11 protein-coding genes, 1 tRNA gene and 1 other RNA gene are annotated in these 17,459 nt (G+C 53.4%); 10 read left to right on the forward strand and 3 right to left on the reverse strand.

Going from position 1 to position 17,459, the window contains the following annotated elements:
• The first annotated feature begins 76 nt into the window (after positions 1-76).
• From CFELI_RS00790 to CFELI_RS00820, 7 genes are all read left to right on the forward strand, one after another.
• Positions 77-2,488 carry an MMPL family transporter gene (locus tag CFELI_RS00790; protein ID WP_277104052.1) on the forward strand — a complete coding sequence of 804 codons (2,412 nt, stop codon included), beginning with the start codon at positions 77-79 and terminating at the stop codon, positions 2,486-2,488.
• A 33-nt stretch (positions 2,489-2,521) separates the two neighbouring features.
• Positions 2,522-3,781, forward strand: coding sequence for a tRNA guanosine(34) transglycosylase Tgt (gene tgt / locus CFELI_RS00795; RefSeq protein WP_277104053.1), 1,260 nt, complete (start codon positions 2,522-2,524; stop codon positions 3,779-3,781).
• 685 nt (positions 3,782-4,466) lie between these two features.
• Entirely contained in the window at positions 4,467-6,068 is a 1,602-nt protein-coding gene (locus CFELI_RS00800) for a SpaH/EbpB family LPXTG-anchored major pilin (protein ID WP_277104054.1), read from the forward strand.
• A gap of 198 nt (positions 6,069-6,266) precedes the next feature.
• Complete coding sequence (locus CFELI_RS00805; RefSeq protein ID WP_277104055.1) at positions 6,267-7,097, forward strand: class C sortase; 831 nt, start codon at positions 6,267-6,269, stop codon at positions 7,095-7,097.
• Positions 7,090-8,265, forward strand: coding sequence for a SpaH/EbpB family LPXTG-anchored major pilin (locus CFELI_RS00810; protein ID WP_277104056.1), 1,176 nt, complete (start codon positions 7,090-7,092; stop codon positions 8,263-8,265). The genes CFELI_RS00805 and CFELI_RS00810 overlap by 8 nt, the downstream gene beginning before the upstream one ends.
• A 12-nt stretch (positions 8,266-8,277) precedes the next feature.
• Positions 8,278-11,508: a VaFE repeat-containing surface-anchored protein gene (locus CFELI_RS00815; RefSeq protein ID WP_277104057.1), complete on the forward strand. Its 3,231-nt coding sequence runs from the start codon at positions 8,278-8,280 to the stop codon at positions 11,506-11,508.
• Between the two features lie 542 nt (positions 11,509-12,050).
• Complete coding sequence (locus CFELI_RS00820; protein WP_277104058.1) at positions 12,051-12,215, forward strand: hypothetical protein; 165 nt, start codon at positions 12,051-12,053, stop codon at positions 12,213-12,215.
• A 345-nt stretch (positions 12,216-12,560) separates the two neighbouring features.
• Here CFELI_RS00820 and CFELI_RS00825 read toward each other — a convergent pair whose 3' ends face one another.
• On the reverse strand, positions 12,561-13,205 hold the full coding sequence (locus tag CFELI_RS00825; protein ID WP_277104059.1) for a queuosine precursor transporter: 645 nt from the start codon (positions 13,203-13,205) through the stop codon (positions 12,561-12,563).
• Between the two features lie 15 nt (positions 13,206-13,220).
• Between CFELI_RS00825 and gluQRS the strand changes: the two genes are divergently transcribed.
• Positions 13,221-14,189: a tRNA glutamyl-Q(34) synthetase GluQRS gene (gene gluQRS, locus CFELI_RS00830; protein ID WP_277104060.1), complete on the forward strand. Its 969-nt coding sequence runs from the start codon at positions 13,221-13,223 to the stop codon at positions 14,187-14,189.
• Here gluQRS and CFELI_RS00835 read toward each other — a convergent pair.
• Both CFELI_RS00835 and CFELI_RS00840 read right to left on the reverse strand, forming a co-directional pair.
• Entirely contained in the window at positions 14,186-15,343 is a 1,158-nt protein-coding gene (locus tag CFELI_RS00835) for a glycosyltransferase (RefSeq protein WP_277104061.1), read from the reverse strand. The two genes, gluQRS and CFELI_RS00835, sit on opposite strands and share 4 nt — an antisense overlap.
• 130 nt (positions 15,344-15,473) lie before the next feature.
• A tRNA-Ser gene (locus tag CFELI_RS00840) sits at positions 15,474-15,559 on the reverse strand.
• A gap of 238 nt (positions 15,560-15,797) precedes the next feature.
• Between CFELI_RS00840 and ffs the strand changes: the two genes are divergently transcribed.
• Both ffs and CFELI_RS00850 read left to right on the forward strand, forming a co-directional pair.
• Positions 15,798-15,894: signal recognition particle sRNA small type (gene ffs / locus CFELI_RS00845), an RNA gene on the forward strand.
• Positions 15,895-16,020: 126 nt separating this feature from the next.
• Entirely contained in the window at positions 16,021-17,295 is a 1,275-nt protein-coding gene (locus CFELI_RS00850) for an aspartate aminotransferase type Ic (protein WP_277104062.1), read from the forward strand.
• The last annotated feature ends 164 nt before the right edge of the window (positions 17,296-17,459 follow it).

The following is a 17,459-nucleotide window of genomic DNA, read 5'->3' on the forward strand; positions in this document are numbered from 1 at the left end:
ACGGTCAACCGCACTGAAGTGGTCAGGTAGTAGCATGTGGGGAGGAATCTTTAAGTGATGGAAGGGAAGCACTTCAGTGGCGAAACTGCTCTACCGGCTAGGAAAATGGTCGTACCGCGCAAAATGGGTCGTGATCACGGCCTGGCTTGTGCTGTTGGCGGCCGTTGGCGGTGCAGCTTTTGCATTCCAAGGCGGATACAACGATGTGTTTTCTATCAACGGCACACAGGCTCAAAAAGCCACCCATTTGCTGCTGAAAAACTTCCCTGATGCCAAATCCCCCATCGAATCCACAGGGGTGACAATTGCTTTTAAAGCCCCTGAAGGGCAAAAGCTTACCGACCCACACAACTCGGCGGCAGTCGACGATGTGATTGAGCACATTGAGAAAAACCTTGTGGGGCTCACTGATACGCAACGCTTCGGCAACCCGGTGAAGCTCAACCCTGAACTGCAAAAATTTGTCATCGAAACGGCAACCAGTCAAGGGATGCCGGAAGAAAATGCGCGCAAAGACGCTGAGAATCTTGCGCTACTGAGCACCGACGAACGCATTGGTTTCACCACTTTCAGCATTGATGTTCCCCTTCCCGCCGATGTAACCACTGAGCAACGCGAAGCGATTGCCAATGCTATGGATCTTGGGCGAGCCCAAGGCTTAGAAGTTGAGGCAGGTGGCCCCGCCTATGGTGATCCCATTGTGATTGAGGAAACCTCGGAGATCATTGGTCTTGGTGTGGCTGCCATCATTCTTCTGTTTACTTTCGGCTCACTCGTAGCCGCAGGTATGCCTTTGATTGTCGCAGTGATGAGTGTGGGTATCGGTTCGCTGGCGGTGACGCTTGCGACCGCTTGGGTGCCATTGAACAACATCACCCCAGTACTTGCTGTGATGCTGGGGCTTGCCGTGGGTGTGGATTATGCACTGTTTATTCTCTTCCGCTACAAGGAGGAGCTGGAGCGCCAACCGCATGAAGAAGCGATCGGCATGGCGGTGGGAACTGCTGGCTCTGCTGTCGTGTTCGCGGGCGTGACAGTGATTGTGGCGTTAGTGGCGTTGGCTGTTGCCGATATTCTTTTCCTTACGTATATGGGTTTTGCCGCCGCGTTCACAGTGTTTATGGCTGTGCTTATTTCACTGACCTTGCTTCCGGCGCTTCTGGGAGTGGCCGGTAAGCGGGCGTTTAGCGGACGGTTGAAGATGTTTAATCGTCCGAAGCGCACGATCACGATGGGTGAGCGTTGGGTGAAACTGGTGCACCGGATGCCGGGTTTGATCATTGCACTTGTGGTGTTTAGCTTGGGTGCGTTGACGATTCCTGCGTTTAATCTTCATTTGTCGTTGCCGTCTGATGGGCAGTCCCCGAAGGATACGACGCAGCGTAAGCAGGCGGAGATTTTGTATGAGGGTTTTGGCCCTGGTGCGGATGCGCAGTTCCTTGTTGTGGTGGATGCGCATGATGTTGATCCTGCTTCGCCGGTGTTGCGTCCGTTGGTGGTGGCGCAGGCGGCGGGTCATGATCCGGCGGCGGGGGTTTTTGATCGGAAGAAGGCGGCTGCGTTTGCTTCGTATTTGCATGTGGTGCAGAAGTTTTCGGCTACTCAGGATGTGAAGCATGTGCAGATCGTGGGGGTGAGTGAGGATGGTTTTGCGGCGCAGTTGTTGTTGACTTCGCAGAAGGCGAATATTGATCCGGCGACTAATCAGCTGATTTCTGCTTTGCGTATCAAGGAGCAGGAGGTGATTGATTCCACGGGGGTTGATACGGGTATTACTGGTTTGGTTCCGGTGCAGCAGGATGTTGTGAATCGGTTGTCTGATGCGATGCCGCTGTATCTGTTTATTGTGGTCGGTTTGGCGATTGTGTTGTTGTTGATTATTTTCCGTTCCGTGATGGTTCCGGTCATTGCGGGTGTGGGTTTCCTGTTGTCGGTGGGCGCGGCGTTTGGTGTGACTGTGCTGTTTTGGCAGGAGGGTTTGTGGGGTTTGGTGGGTACTCCGGCACCGATTATTGCGTTCATGCCGATCTTCTTGATCGGTGTGTGTTTTGGTTTGGCGATGGATTATCAGGTGTTTATTGTCTCGGCGATGCGTGAGCATTTCACCCAGGAGCAGGGTCGGGGTGAGGGTCGTTATAACGGCACTGAGGCGAGTGTGATTCATGGTTTTTCCCATAGTGCGCGAGTGGTTACGGCTGCGGCGCTGATCATGATTGCGGTGTTTATTGCGTTTATTGGTCAGCCCCTTCCGTTTGTGAAGATTTTTGGTTTCGCGTTGGGCGCGGGTGTGCTTTTCGACGCCTTCTTCATCCGCATGGCTTTCGTTCCGGCGGCGATGTTCCTTTTGGGGCGTGCGACTTGGTGGATGCCGCGCTGGTTGGATCGTGTGTTGCCTCATGTGGATGTGGAGGGTTCCTCTTTGGAGCGGGAGTATGAGAAGGTGGAGGAAGCTAGGAAGGTTGCGCGGGCGCAGTCGATGGTGGAATGAGAAAATATGTGCAGGTGAAGTAGACTTGCCTGCATGGATTTAAGCGTTGATACTACTTTCACTATTGGTTCGGAGTTGGAGAAGGCTCCTGGACGTCATGGTCGTACGGGTGTGATTCATACTCCGCATGGGGATATTCAGACTCCTGCGTTCATTCCTGTGGGAACGAAGGCCACGGTGAAGACGCTGACTCCAGAGCAGATTCGTTCGACTGGGGCGCAGGCAGTGTTGTCGAATGCTTATCACCTGTATTTGCAGCCTGGTCCGGATATTGTGGATGAGGCTGGGGGTGTGGCTGCTTTTGAAAATTGGCATGGCCCTACATATACCGATTCTGGTGGCTTCCAGGTGATGAGTTTGGGTGTGGGTTTTAAGAAGGTTTTGGCGATGGATACCAAGGGCCTAACTGAGGGGGATATCCGCGCGAAGGGTAAGGATCGCATGGCGAAAGTTGATGAGGAGGGTGTTGATTTTCGCAGTGTGATTGATGGATCGAAGCACCGTTTCACGCCTGAAGTGTCGATGCAAATTCAGCATCAATTGGGTGCGGATATTATGTTTGCTTTTGACGAGCTGACCACGCTGGTTGATACCCGTGATTATCAGGAGAAGTCGGTGGAGCGTACTCATCGGTGGGCGAAGCGTTGCTTGGATGAGCATGATCGTTTAACAAAGGAGCGGGTAGGTAAGCCGCTGCAATCATTGTGGGGTGTGGTGCAGGGCGCACAGTATGAGGATCTGCGGCGTCAGGCTACCCGTGGGCTTGTGAGTCTTTCGGAGCAGGCTGAGGCTGAGGGCAAGCGTGGTTTTGGTGGCTTCGGTATCGGTGGAGCGCTGGAGAAGGAGAATTTGGGCACGATTGTGGGGTGGGTGTGTGATGAGCTTCCTCGTGAGAAGCCCCGGCACCTGCTGGGAATTTCGGAGCCGGATGATCTTTTCACGGCGATTGAGGCGGGTGCGGATACGTTTGATTGTGTGGCACCGACTCGTTTGGGTCGCCGTGGTGGGGTGTATACCTTGGACGGCCGGGTGAATTTGACGGCTGCCCGGTTTAAGCGCGATTTTAAGGGCGTGGATGAGGAGTTCGGCGGTTATGTGTCGGAGAATTACTCTCGTGCCTACATCAATCACTTGATGCGTGCGAAGGAATTTTTGGGCGGTACCTTGTGCACGTTGCACAATGTGACCTTCATGGTGGCGTTGGTTGATAATATTCGCAAAGCTATCGACGGCGGCTACTACGAGGAGTACAAGACCGAGTTCTTAGGTCGCTATTACGCTAACAATAAGTAGAGTTTAATGCCCCGTGCCACTATGGCGTGGGGCTTTCTCATGCTCAGAGTGCATAACGCTGGCGAACGCTGGGGGTGGGGTTGGGGGTACCCAAAAAGGGGGTGATACGTCACCTATTTAGGATTTTTTCATGTCCTGAAATTTTCGACGAAAGAACTCGACTAAAAGGTTTTTTTAATCAATATCTGGCTAAGGGTTGCCTAAGTTTTGCTACTGCTAAAAGTTCAAGCTCAGAGCACTTGTCAGACAAGTTGGGTGTAATTATTCGGAAAAACCCTGTGTTAATAGTTTGATACTTGCGAAGTGGTTGATTTTGATAGTGTGCAATCCAAAGGTGGCGCTGAGACTTTTTTCTGTCAGCAATCTTGCCACTGCGCCATAGGGGGGCGCTATTGAACGCGGGCTGGGTATGCAAAATGATGAATTTATTGCCGGTTTACTTAGGATATTTTTATTATCTTCGTTATTGGAAATGATGTTACGGGGGTTAATATCAGTATCGCTGGAACTGACTTTGAACTTCGGTTCCATTATGAACTTCACCGATTGGCACTATTGAAGCCCTGATTGACGAGCATTTGCTCCAAATTTGTAGCCCTTCATAGGGCTTATCTGGCATGCCTTGGCGGGGGAGTTCGGCAGGCCCGATAAGGGGTTCTGTGAGGCAGACTTTTATAGGAAAACTATGAATATTTTCAAAAAGGCCCTCGTTGCCTCCGTGGCTGCGGGCATGCTTGCTGCTGGCCCAGCAGGCGTCATGGTTGCCAGCGCTACGGTTAATTTGAATCCGGTGACTGCTGAATCAATCGCACAGCTTGTCAAGGACAAGGCACCCACTACTTTGACCGTTCACAAGCATGAAGGTCCAGATGGAGAAGCGGGTAATGGTCTTGAACGCACCGGTCTAGCAGGTGCTATTCGGGGTGCTCAGTTCACAATTCGCAAAGCCCCTACCATTGCCCCTGAGCATGAGCAGCACAAAGCCTATGATTTGACCACCAACAAGGGTTGGGAAAATGCGCAGCGGTTGCAGCGAGATCTTCAAGTTGGCGGCACGAAGCTTTCCAAGGCCGCGATGGATGAAGGTCGTTCATGGAGCCAAGCGGGCAATGTTGTTGAAACCGACCAGTCGGGTAAAGCCATTTTCTCGAACCTAGAGCCTGGTTTGTACTTTGTTGAAGAAACCTTGACTCCACAGGGTTACAACAAGTCGGTTCCGTTTATGATCGCCTTGCCGATGACCCACCCAACTGAACTTAATAAGCGTCTTAAAGACGTGCACGTTTATCCAAAGAACTACAAGCGTGGTGCAGCGGTTAAAACGGTAGAGGATGCGAACAAGAACGCTGGCGATATCATCGACTACTCGATTACTATGCCACGTCCTGTAGGCAACGTGCTGAAAAAGTTTGTTGTTGGCGACCTTTACGATCCGCAGCGCTTAGAGTTCAAGGGACTTGAGCTCACTGACCGCGTCAAGGTGACAATTAACGGTCAAGCAGTTCCAACGACCGGCTACACGGTTCAGAACCAGAAGCAGACAGGCCTTGCAACTGTGACCCTGAATGAGCAGGGATTGAATCAATTTACTGCAGCTGACATGGGTCATGAAATTGTTGTTACCCTCCCATTTGAGCTGCTTCCTGTAGAAGGTGGCGAACTCGGACCTGTCGAGAACAAGTTTGATATTCGTTCTCAAGCTGACGAGGAATTCGATCCAGGTGAGCCAGATGGTGACGATAACCCAGACAACCCACCATATCGTCCCGAAGATCCTACGAAGTCTTACTTCGGTAACGTGACGTTCGTTAAGTCGGACTTCGATCAGGCTCCAATTCAGGGTGCACAATTTAACGTGTACCGCTGTGACAGCAAGACCGACCTCAAGGGTTCCCCAATCCAGCTGATCCTGCCTGATGGGCGTACAAAGACTGATGTTTTCGAAAGCAACGACCAAGGTGTCGTTGAGCTTCGAGGGCTCCATGTAAACAACGTGGTTGATGGTCAGGCGACTCCTTCCACGCCAGCCAAATACTGCTTGGTGGAAATTAAGTCTCCTGCTGGAAAAGCGCTACTTGCAGAGCCTATTGAATTCCAAGTAACTAAGGGTGATAACGATAAGGTCGCATTGGTCGATCTCGCTACAGTTGTCAACGTTGATCAAAACGGTGGCTTCCGTCTGCCACTGACCGGTGGTACCGGCATCTACCTGCTGCTGGCCGCTGGTGGAGCATTCCTCCTGATCGGTGGTGGCTACTACCTCAAGCTTCAGCGTCGCCGCGGCTAAACACACCGCACCGCTAAGCACACACAAAGTGGCGGGGAAACTACCAAAACCTTCCCCGCCACTTAAGCCTTGAACCCCAAAAGTATCAACAAGCCTGATGAGTTAACAGTGGACGTACAAACAACTAACCCAACAAACGAACAGCACCACCACACGCCCAACGAACCAGAAAAAACACTTGTTCAAAAGGCGTTACCAGTGCTGTTCGTACTCATCGGCATAATTCTGCTCAGCTACCCCCTCGTCGCAACAATCACCGCAAACCTGCAGCAATCAAGCAAAGCGCAAGTCTACTCAAAACAAACAGACACACTCGACCCAGAACTCATTAACCAAGCGCGCGAACAAGCAGCAATCTGGAACACCGAACAAACCGACGGGCCAATCCTCGACCCCTGGCTCGCACGAGTACGCGAAGACAACGAGATCTACCAACACTACCTCAACCAACTCAACCTCACCGAGGTAATGGCCACAGTCTCCATCCCCAAAATCAACTCCCTGCTGCCCATCTACCACGGCACCGAAGAATCCACCCTCCACAAAGGAATCGGACACCTCTTCGGCACCTCACTACCCGTCGGCGGCGAATCCACCCACTCCGTACTCACAGGCCACACCGGACTCTCCCAAGCAACCCTCTGGGACAACCTCATCGACGTCCACGAAGGTGACGCAGTCTACGTCAACACCCTCGGCGAAACGATGAAATACCAAGTCACCGGCACCGAAATCGTCCTACCCGAAGAAACCGACACCCTGCGCGTAGAAGAAGGCAAAGACAAACTCACCCTCATCACCTGCACCCCCTACGCAGTCAACTCCCACCGCCTCCTCGTCCACGCACACCGCGTACCCATGGACGAAAAAGACGAACAAATCCTCTCCGGAGCATACTTCCCCTGGCAATGGTGGATGACACTAGTCGTCGCAGTACTCGCACTCGTACTTCTCACAATCCTCGCAATCGCAATCCGAAACCTGCGCAGAAAAGTACGCCAACACAAAGGAAGCAGCCACAATGACTAAGCACAGAAGAACAACGACAAGCATGCTCTATGGCATGCTCGCCTTGGCCATTCTAAGCGCACTCATTCTCGCTGCCCCCAATGCGCACGCAACCACCATCGACCCACACCGCAAAGGCTCCCTAAGCATCACCAAAAGCTCAGGCGACCCACTCACCCAATACGGCGACCCCCACAACCCACTCGCCCCACTCACCCGTGAACCCATCGCCGGTGTCACCTTCACCATCCAACGAATCGACGTCGACCTCACCACCAACGAAGGCTGGCAAGAACTCCAAAGCCTCAACAAAAACGAACTCGCACCCGCAGGCGCAGCCACAGAAAAACTCCTGCCCGGAACACAACTACAAGCAACCACAAGCCACGACGGAATCGCACGATTCTACGACCTTAAAATCGGCGCATACTACGTCACCGAAATCCCCACCACCGCATCCGAAAAACACCTGAGTGTGATCGACCCATTCGTGATCACCATTCCCGTCACCATCGGAAACGACACCTGGGACTACGATGTCCACGCCTTCGCCAAAGATCAAAAGATCATGGCGACCAAAACAACGACCAACGAATACGCCTGCACCGGAGACACCATCACCTTCGGCATCACCACCACCCTTCCCGCACCCAACACCGAAGGAAAAATCACCCGGGTGGACATCGTGGATCTCCTCAACACAAACCTCACCTACAACCCAGACAACACCCATGTCTACCTCACAAACACCAACGCCAAAGGTGACAAACTTACCCTTGCAGCCCGAGACTACCGAATCACAAACCAGGACAACATCCTCACCATTGCACTCAGCGAAGCAGGGCTCCAACGTGTAGCCGGCCTGCGCACCGGACGGCCCGACCTGCAACTCAACGTCGAATTTTCCGCCACAATCACCAACCTCAACCACGGGCAAAAGCTCAGCAACAAAGGCTACGTACTGCCCACCGGCTACCCAGAATTCGACCCAAAAGCCACCCCTGGCATCCCCACCAATGAAGTCATCATCACATGCCAGCGAGGAACAGGCGATCGAGCCCACATACCAACACTAGCCCTCACCGGCGCACACACCCTATGGGCACTAGTAGCCGGCGCAATCCTCATCACAGGCGGACTCGTGCTCGTACGACGAAACACCACCAACACCAGCGGAACTGAAAAGTAAGGAGGCAGAAAAATGAACACAGCATTAGGCACGAAAATCACACGATTAGCCATCGCCATCCTCGCCGTAGCTGCACTCGGACTTCTTGCAACCCCAATCGTGGACGCACAAACCGACACCAGCCATACAGTTACCGCAACAGAAGAAACACTCGAACCAACCCCCACCCCAGAACCAGCAGTAGAAGAAACAACAGCCGAAACCACGGCGTCGCAAAGCACAGAAACCACCGAAGAACCAAAAACAGTAGACAACAACCCTACAGAAAAAGAAAACCCACCAACACAACCAAGCCCACGATTCCGCCGCTCCATAACCTTCGACCAATTCGAAGAACTCAACGACTTTTACGGACCATCAACATTCGATCAGCTCAACAGCCACCGAGACGTCCGTGCGATCTACGTCCAACACGACGACGAAAACACCGCCCTCGACTTTCTCGTACGGCAAGGCGGTGAACTTCGCGCTATCACAATAACCGCCCCCCGCGGATACACTTTCCACACCCGCGACGACGAAACACGTCGTAACTACACCCGTACACACGAAGATCAGTACCGAGTACGCCTCAACGGTAACTTCCGCAACGGACGCTTCAACGGAACAACAATCGAAGGTAACCTACAATTCAGCAACAACAACACTCAACTCACAATCACCTTCGACAACCCTCTACGCCTTAACCCCAACCAAGTTCACCGCATCGAAGTGCTCGGCGATGAAGACATCTCCCGCGGATGGGGCATCGACCTAGACTACGCACCACCGGCAAGTGATGCGGTCAGCGAACCAGCACAGTGGATCCCGCAAGCAACAATGAACCCAGAAATGCCCCAACGCTGCGGACTCGATATCGCACTACTCTTCGACCTCTCGTTCTCAGTCAACAGAGCAAATGGTCTCGAACCACTCCGCGATGCAGGCCTCGGAGTAATCAATGGGCTCAAAGGCACCGGATCACGCATCGGTATCTACAACTTTGGATCCGGAGCAAATACCCGACCATCAGTGAAAACCCAGAAATTAGACCTCAACAACTCACGAAATGTACAAGACTTAACCCGCGCAGTTTCCGCCATCGTGACCCAACGCAATGTTTGGGAACAAGGCAGCGGTACGAACTGGGAAGCAGGGCTGGCGACGATTCCGCTAAAACAACCAGGAACAGACAGCGGATACGATGTCGTATACCTCCTCACCGACGGTCTGCCGACCACCAACAACGTGGATAACCAGAAATTCGATTCCAACGCGACCAAAGATCCAGGAACCGCCACGCACCAAGCAGACCTCGTTCGTGCAGTACATGCAGCAAACCGCCTCAAGCAAACCGGCACGCGCATCGTTCCACTCTTAATCAATGTGGGTGACAAATCCGAATGGATTATCGATGACAAATTCCACACCGACCACTATGCAAACCGTGTGCAAAATCGCTACAACATCCCCCGACACGGGCGAAACTTACTCACCTACCATATTGATAAAAGGAGGGATCAAACGCCCTATATCAACACCCGCGATGGAGTAACCCGTGGCCAACTACAGTTTTTCGTCAGCCAAAACACCCCAAGGCACTTAACCCCTCCCAGCAGAGGATACGTCGCTAACGTCACTCAAGAGTTCAACGTCTGGCGTGCCGGTGTGCGCACACCTCGAGACATGGCTGCCGATATTTCCAGCGACGACGCGCCTGTTGTCGTGGACAACTTCAGCGATCTCGTCGAAAGTGCAAAAGCCACCATCCTCGACAACTGCCTAGGCACCGTCACCATTAAAAAACGCGTATACCTGCCCAATGGCGAGCCCGATGCGATCTCCGAAGGGAAAGGTTTCTCATTCCAGGCAAAAACCCAAGGGCTGCCACGTCTGAAAGACCCCCATGACCCTATGCTTTTCGTACCAGAGGCTGTGTATACCACCTACGACGATCGTGCTGAAGTATCCATCTCCATTAGAAGCACCGACGTGAACCAAAAAGGTGCCCGCTTAAACATCTATGAACTCGTACCCGATGGTTTTGCCCTGCTCCCACAAGAAGTAGACGGAGCGCAACACCATGCCGTCTGCGAAAAAGTTGTTGAAGGCGTACGCACCCCCTACACCACACAAAATATTGTCGACCCCCACGAGAAGAAAAACAAAGGCTTTGAAGTTATTGCCGGTAGCGACGGATTTATCGTGTGCGAAGTACGAAACATCCGCCTGCAAAACCTCAATCCTACAATTACAACGGAGGCATCCTTCGAAGAGAATCGAAATGTAAAACTCACCCACAATGCGCCTGCCAGCGATCACATATACGACGATGTGACCATCAACCACATCGTGCCTGGGAAAGAGTACATGCTCCGCTCGTGGCTGGTGGATAAAGAAACTGGTGCGATGTTGAGCACTGAGCCCACCGAAATCACCTTCACTTCAGAGTCTGACAACTTCACTGTGACCGGGCGCAACCACGAACGGGACAAGCGTTCCCAATACTGGGTTTCAGGGCGGTTGAAAGTACGCGTTCAGGGCGCACAATCCATCAACCCCGGCACCAAAGCCGTGGTGTTCTCCGAACTGTACGCCCACCACGTCACAGCTCAAGGTAATGCTTACGATCGGCAAATTCATTCGGATCTTCCCTGGAACGAACGCGATGGACTCACCATTGTCAGCCACCAAAACCTCGAAGACACCAATCAAACAGTCAGCTTCGAATACCGGCAGATCCAAATCGGTGTGCGTAAATTCGGCTACCCACAGGGTAATACTCCACGGCTCATACGCCCCGATTCACGGCAATGGTTATTCGACCTGTACCAGCACACAGACAATGGAGCTTTGGAAAAGATTGGCACCCTCGATCAGCACCACCCCAACCACGGATGGGTACTGTTTTCCCTTCCCGTCAGCGTAGTACCAGGGCGCACCTACAGCCTGGTGGAAGTCAAAGCGCCTGAAGGTCATGAACTCTTAGCTGAGCCGATCTCCTTCACCGTAGGGTTTATCACTGCACCTAAACGGGGCAATCAGGCATTGCGCCCATGGGCGACTTTTACCGGTGGATCAATAGCCACCGTGTACGATATCCCGACGCAACCGACCGATAGATTGGTGATTAACGTCACCGATGTACGCCGTGGCACCTTGCCACTCACCGGCGGACATGGTGTGTTCTACCCGATTGCAGGTGGCATACTGCTCCTGCTCCTCGGCGTGGCCTACTACTACCACTTGCGTCGCCGGGCGTAACCCTTAACTTCCCCCTTAGGTAAAAGCCCTTAAGGGGGAGCGGGGTGGAATGAAGGAAGCTTCGTGATGTTGTGCATGATGAGGCTTCCTTTTCGCTTTGTATGCACGGAAGCTTTTCCCAGGCAGGATGGGGCTGGTACTTTCTGGAGGCAGCGGAGTCTGCTTAAGGGGAGGCAACGAAGCGCTGTTGAGTGGCTGTATGCGTCTTTGGGGGAGTTTTACCCCCTTGAATGGGGGAGGGGAGAGAAAAATCCTCCTTGTGGATGCTTCAACTATTCTTTTTCTGAGCTTAGTTTTAAGAGGAGAATGTTTTAAGCATTTCTTTAGTTTTTTCCTGTTGGAAGTGGAAAGTAAAGCATATTCGCACAGGTTGACATACCGTAAATATCTCTTGAGCTGCGGTAGTGGTGCCAGTGAGATTGTTTTTCTATCGTTAATGCTCTTAAGGCTTTTTAAGCATTGGTGTGTAGTACTAGAGCTACTTTCGCGCTATTATTCCGTTCGTTCCACAATGCATCACGAACAGAAAGGACAGTACTTCCATGACTGATAAATCACCAGAAAAGAAGCCCAACGAGCGGAAAAACATCACCCCCGGGAAACTAGTACTCGCAGTCATCGTATTCGTCGTCGCCTTCTACATCGCGTATCAATTCGGCGAGGCGATCGTCCACGCTATCCTCGGGGAGCCAGAATACCAATTCTGATCACCCACCGCATCTGCCACCATCGTCTAGTGGTCGTCGGGGGCAGATGCTGCGTCAGTGCTCGTGCCAACCCTGCCCTTGTTTCTAGGTTGCTCGTGTGTGGAGTATCTAGGGACACGGGGTGGCGTTAGCGCCGTGGACAAGGGCAGGGAATGTGAAAGTGGTTGGTCTTTCCTTCAGGTAGTGGGGTTTTCTTCGCCCATGATTGAGCGAGGAAAAGAAGTAGGGGTTTAGATCTAACGGCGGTGGTTCACGCAACTTCAGCTTAAGGTAGTTGACTCACAGTAGCGTGGGGTGCGTACGCACGCGGCTGCGAAGAAACTCGGGGCGGGGCTGTCGTGGGCTTTAGGCTAATTCGCGGCTATTGATGAACTTAATCACCTGATAGGTAATGGGCATCACCGCGACCTCCATGAGGGTCTTCCACACAAACCCAACAACAACATAGTTTATGGTGTCGCTGAGCGTGCTAATGCCGATCACCGGTGCGGCAATAAGGCAGAAGATGAGAGTATCGCCGAACTCCCCTAACACAGTAGAACTTAACAAGCGCTTCCACAATGCACCGGTACCCAACATGTCTTTCATGCGAGTGAGCAGCCACGCATTAAGAAACTGCCCAACCGCATAGCCGGCAAGTGAAGCCAGCACAATGCGCGGAACCAACCCTAAAGTAGCGGCGAACGCTTCTTGGCCTTGATAAAAATCAGCGCTCGGCAGGGCAATGGCGGCATAAAAGGAACCGACCGCAACCAAGGTGATCATGAACCCCGCCCAGATCGCCCGCTTGGCGGCCTTAAAGCCGTAGCATTCGCTGATCACATCGCCGATGACATAAGCGACGGGGAAGAGGAAAAACGCCCCATCGGTGACGAGTGGGCCCAGCATCACACCTTTTGTGGAAGTGATATTAGAAATGAGAAAAATCGCCACAAAGAGTGTAAGAAGAAATGGGTACGCGCTGTTATTAACCGGAATGTAACGGGACATGGGAAAGATTCTACGATGCACAACATAAACCAAGCACCTTCAGCACAATCGCCGAAGTCAAGCATTCCTTCGCCATGGGGTGTAGGCGCAGGGCGTTTTGCCCCAAGCCCGAGCGGGGATTTGCATTTCGGCAACCTGCGCACGGCGGTGCTGGCGTGGGCTAGTGCCCGCAGCAGCGGACGCGCGTTCTACATGCGTGTGGAGGATGTGGATACCCAGCGCAGCTCCCATGAGTCCGCCTGTCGGCAGCTGGAAGATTTAGCACAGTTGGGTCTGGATTGGGATGGGGATGTGCTGTATCAGAGCACGCGCTTTGAAGCGTACGAACAAGCACTTGCCCAGCTTCCGCATTATGAATGCTACTGTTCCCGCAAAGATATTGTTCACGCGGCAAGCGCCCCACACTCCATCCCCGGACAGTACCCCGGGACCTGCCGTGACCTTGACGAAGATGAGCGCAGGCGACGTCGACACGCTCTTGCCCAACACAATCGGGTGCCGGCGCTGCGCTTGCGTGCCGACGTCGAGCACTGGCGCATCCACGATCTGTATGCGGGCTTTGTCGACGGCGAGGTCGATGACATGATTCTGCGCCGCGGCGGACAAGACCCGGACTGGGCATACAATCTCGCCGTGGTTGTCGACGACGCCTTTCAGGGAATCGACCAAGTAGTGCGCGGCGATGATCTGCTCAGCTCCGCACCCCGCCAAGGCTATCTTGCACACCTGTTGGGTGTGGAAGCGCCCGCCTTCGTACATGTGCCCTTGGTGATCAACACGCAGGGACGACGACTAGCAAAACGCGACGGGGCAGTGACATTCCGCGACATGGAAGCGCAAGGTGGGCGCGGCAGCGTATTTCCGTGCATTGCCGCATCATTAGGGATCAATGCGCGCACGCCTGAGGAGCTTGTAGAAAAGTTTCACGTGCAATCAATACCCCGCGAACCTTATGTGTGGCGCAACAGATTCCCAAAACCCTAGAGTTGGGTGCTGTAATAGGCCTGCTCAAGGGCATCAATACACAGATCTAACTGAAACTCCTGGGGGATTACCCTATGCGCCTTGGCCTGATCGAGCCGCAGCTGTGGATTCTCAATCCAAAAATCAATCCGCTGAGCTAACTCGCGTGGATTGCGGGCCGGGAAAAGTGAATTCGGATGCTGCGCAAACTGCGCAGTGGCCGATAAATCAGCGGTGGCTATCACAGGGGTGAGACCATGGCGGATCGCTTCCAAACAGGACATACCTTCGACCTCAATAAAAGCAGTATGTACATAAAGGTCAGCCTGCTGGGCAGCCAGTGCCAACTCGGTGGCATTCATAAACTCAAAAGTGGGCTGGTGCTGAAGAATCCCTTCGCTGAAAAGGGCATGGGCCTCGTGCTTCAGGTAGCGCTCGGTAGGGCCACGGCCAGCAAAACGCAACTGAATGAGGTGCGCATACGCACTATGACGCATTGCGCGCAATAGGGTTATTTGGTCTTTTTCCTGCGAGAAGCGACCAATGGATAGGATAGTGAATGCTTCCCCTTGGGTATCGGGAGGCATCTTTTCAGTTTCATCGTGCGCAATGAAACCATTGGAGATTACAGGTAAGCCCTGCTTAGTGGCCGAAAAACCGACACGAACCAAGCGGTCGCGCACATTCACCGAAGGGCACTGAACCCACGCGCACGGCCGAAAAATGCACCACTTCCACACATAAAGAAAAGCCCAATTCAGCGGCTTGATCCGATCAAGATGCACAGAGGCTGTCATATTTTCCGGATGAATATGATACGTTCCCACCACAGTTTTACCCATGCGCTGGGCAACGCGTGCGGTGAGAAACTGGAGCAAAAAGGGCTCCTCCACATGCACAATATCAGCCCACGCTACAGCCTGACGGATGACCCGCATACGCGCGCGGGCAAAGCAGTAGCCTTGGGCTGAAATCAGCGGCTGAAGCACAGGGATCTGTAACTGCGGAAGGGCGAAATCGGGGGAGTGCACCCCTGAAGAAAGAGCCCGTACTTCATGCCCGCGCATGCGCAGTTGCTGCATGGTTTGTCGAGCTGAGGCAGCTAAACCATTGCCCCGGGAGGGCAGGGAATTGATAACGAATAAAATCTTCAGCGGCTTGTTATTTTTGCCCATACAGCCATTGTGCCGAAGTGTGGGCACCTAAATGTTTCCTTCAGTAAAATATTTGGCAATGCTCACTATTTTTTGAGCGTGAAACAAGAAAACCCCTTGATTTTTTAATAAAAATCAAGGGGGAATTGTGCGGAGGATGTGGGATTTGAACCCACGAGGGGCGTTAGCCCCGCACGCGTTCCAGGCGTGTGACATAGGCCGCTAGTCGAATCCTCCAGCGTAAACAAGAAAAACTCTTGCGTACTGGGGACACTTTACACACAACCAAAGACTTGGCACAAATTGCAAGGTAGTCGAACTAAAAGCGCAAGAAAACACAGCGCCCAAACAGGAACCTTCACAAGGGGGAATCGGCGGGCGCGAAAAAACCGTGAACGGTGACAGGCACGTGAGGGGTGTGGGGGCGTCGATAAGCATAATTGGGCAAACATGAACCTCGTGCACTACAGTAATGGGCAGGACTTCGCATGGCGTTTATCCCGTGAACTCCCCCAGGGCAGGAATGCAGCAAGGGTCAACGGGCTCTGGCGGGTGTGCGAAGTCCCCTTAATTTTTCACAAGGGGCAGCAGAAACCGCGCAGGGGGCGCGAAATGACAATTAACGTGCGCACATACGGGCAAGACGCATAGAATAGTCAGTTGAAAAATTCCCACACTCTGCCGGAAGGTGCACCACCTTGTCTCTGCTTAATTACGACGCCGATCGCCTCGCCCAATTCACCGAGGAGATTACCCACAAGTACGAAGAACTCAAGGGGCGAAACCTCGCACTCGACCTCACCCGCGGAAAACCATCCGCCGAACAACTCGACTTCTCCAACGAAGTCTTAAGCCTCCCCGGCGACAACTACACCGCAGCCGACGGCACCGACTGCCGCAACTACGGCGGACTCAACGGCATCGCCGACATCCGCAGCATATGGGCTGAAGTTTTAGGCATGCCTGTTGAGAATGTTATTGCGGGCGACGCCTCCAGCCTCAACATCGAATTCGACCTGATCGCCTGGTCTTACGCACTCGGCAACAACGACTCGCCTCAGCCCTGGGCTAAGGAAGAAACCCTGAAATGGCTCTGCCCAGTACCTGGCTACGACCGCCACTTCACCATCACCGAACACTTCGGCTTCGACATGATCCCCGTCCCCATGACCGACGAAGGCCCCTGCATGGACACCGTGCGCGAACTCGTCAAAGACCCAGCAGTCAAAGGCATGTGGACAGTGCCCATGTTCGGCAACCCCACCGGCGTGACCTTCAGTGAAAAAGTGTGCCGCGAACTCGCCGCAATGGACACCGCCGCACCAGACTTCCGCATCATGTGGGACAACGCCTACGCCGTACACATCCTTGGCGACGAATTTCCTGAGATCCACAACGTAGTAGCCATGGCCGAAGAAGCCGGAAACCCCAACCGCTTCTGGTGCCTATCCTCAACCTCGAAGATCACCCACGCCGGCTCCGGCGTGTCCTTCTTCGCCTCCTCCAAGGCAAACCTCGACTGGTACAGCTCTATCGCCAACGTACGCGGCATCGGCCCCAACAAGATCAACCAGCTTGCCCACGCACAGTTCTTCGGCTCCGCCGAGGGTGTACGTTCCCTGATGCGCAAGCACGCCGGATCACTGGCACCAAAATTCAACCGCGTGCTCGAAATCCTGCAACAGCGCCTCGGCGACTACGACGTAGCCACCTGGACAACACCAGAAGGTGGCTACTTCATCTCCCTCGACGTGGTTGATGGCACCGCGACAAGAGTTGTGCAGCTGGCAAAAGAAGCAGGCATTGCACTCACCGCCGCCGGCTCCTCCTTCCCACTCAAGCAAGACCCCAACGACCGCAACATCCGCTTGGCACCCTCCCTGCCACCAGTCGAAGAGCTAGAGATTGCCATGGATGGCGTGGCCACCTGTGTGCTTCTTGCCGCAGCTGAAAAAGCAGCACGCCAAGCCTAGCTGGTAGTTTTTTCCCAACAAGCGCAGACATAAGGGCTCAATTAAGGTGATGGTTCACCGGTGATTCCTGCTGTCTGCGCTTTCTTTCGTGTGATTTTCTGGGGGTTCTTGAATGGGTTGGGTGCTGTGTGAGGTATGGGGCATGGGTTATGGGGGCTTTGGGT

The sequence above is a fragment of the Corynebacterium felinum genome (genome assembly GCF_030408755.1).
Lineage (GTDB): Bacteria > Actinomycetota > Actinomycetes > Mycobacteriales > Mycobacteriaceae > Corynebacterium > Corynebacterium felinum.

Coding starts and splice junctions, on each gene's coding strand:
- tgt (WP_277104053.1), top strand. CDS start 2,522: ATGGATTTAAGCGTTGATACTACTTTCACTATTGGTTCGGAGTTGGAG.
- CFELI_RS00800 (WP_277104054.1), top strand. CDS start 4,467: ATGAATATTTTCAAAAAGGCCCTCGTTGCCTCCGTGGCTGCGGGCATG.
- CFELI_RS00810 (WP_277104056.1), top strand. CDS start 7,090: ATGACTAAGCACAGAAGAACAACGACAAGCATGCTCTATGGCATGCTC.
- CFELI_RS00815 (WP_277104057.1), top strand. CDS start 8,278: ATGAACACAGCATTAGGCACGAAAATCACACGATTAGCCATCGCCATC.
- CFELI_RS00820 (WP_277104058.1), top strand. CDS start 12,051: ATGACTGATAAATCACCAGAAAAGAAGCCCAACGAGCGGAAAAACATC.
- CFELI_RS00825 (WP_277104059.1), bottom strand. CDS start 13,205: ATGTCCCGTTACATTCCGGTTAATAACAGCGCGTACCCATTTCTTCTT.
- gluQRS (WP_277104060.1), top strand. CDS start 13,221: ATGCACAACATAAACCAAGCACCTTCAGCACAATCGCCGAAGTCAAGC.
- CFELI_RS00835 (WP_277104061.1), bottom strand. CDS start 15,343: ATGGGCAAAAATAACAAGCCGCTGAAGATTTTATTCGTTATCAATTCC.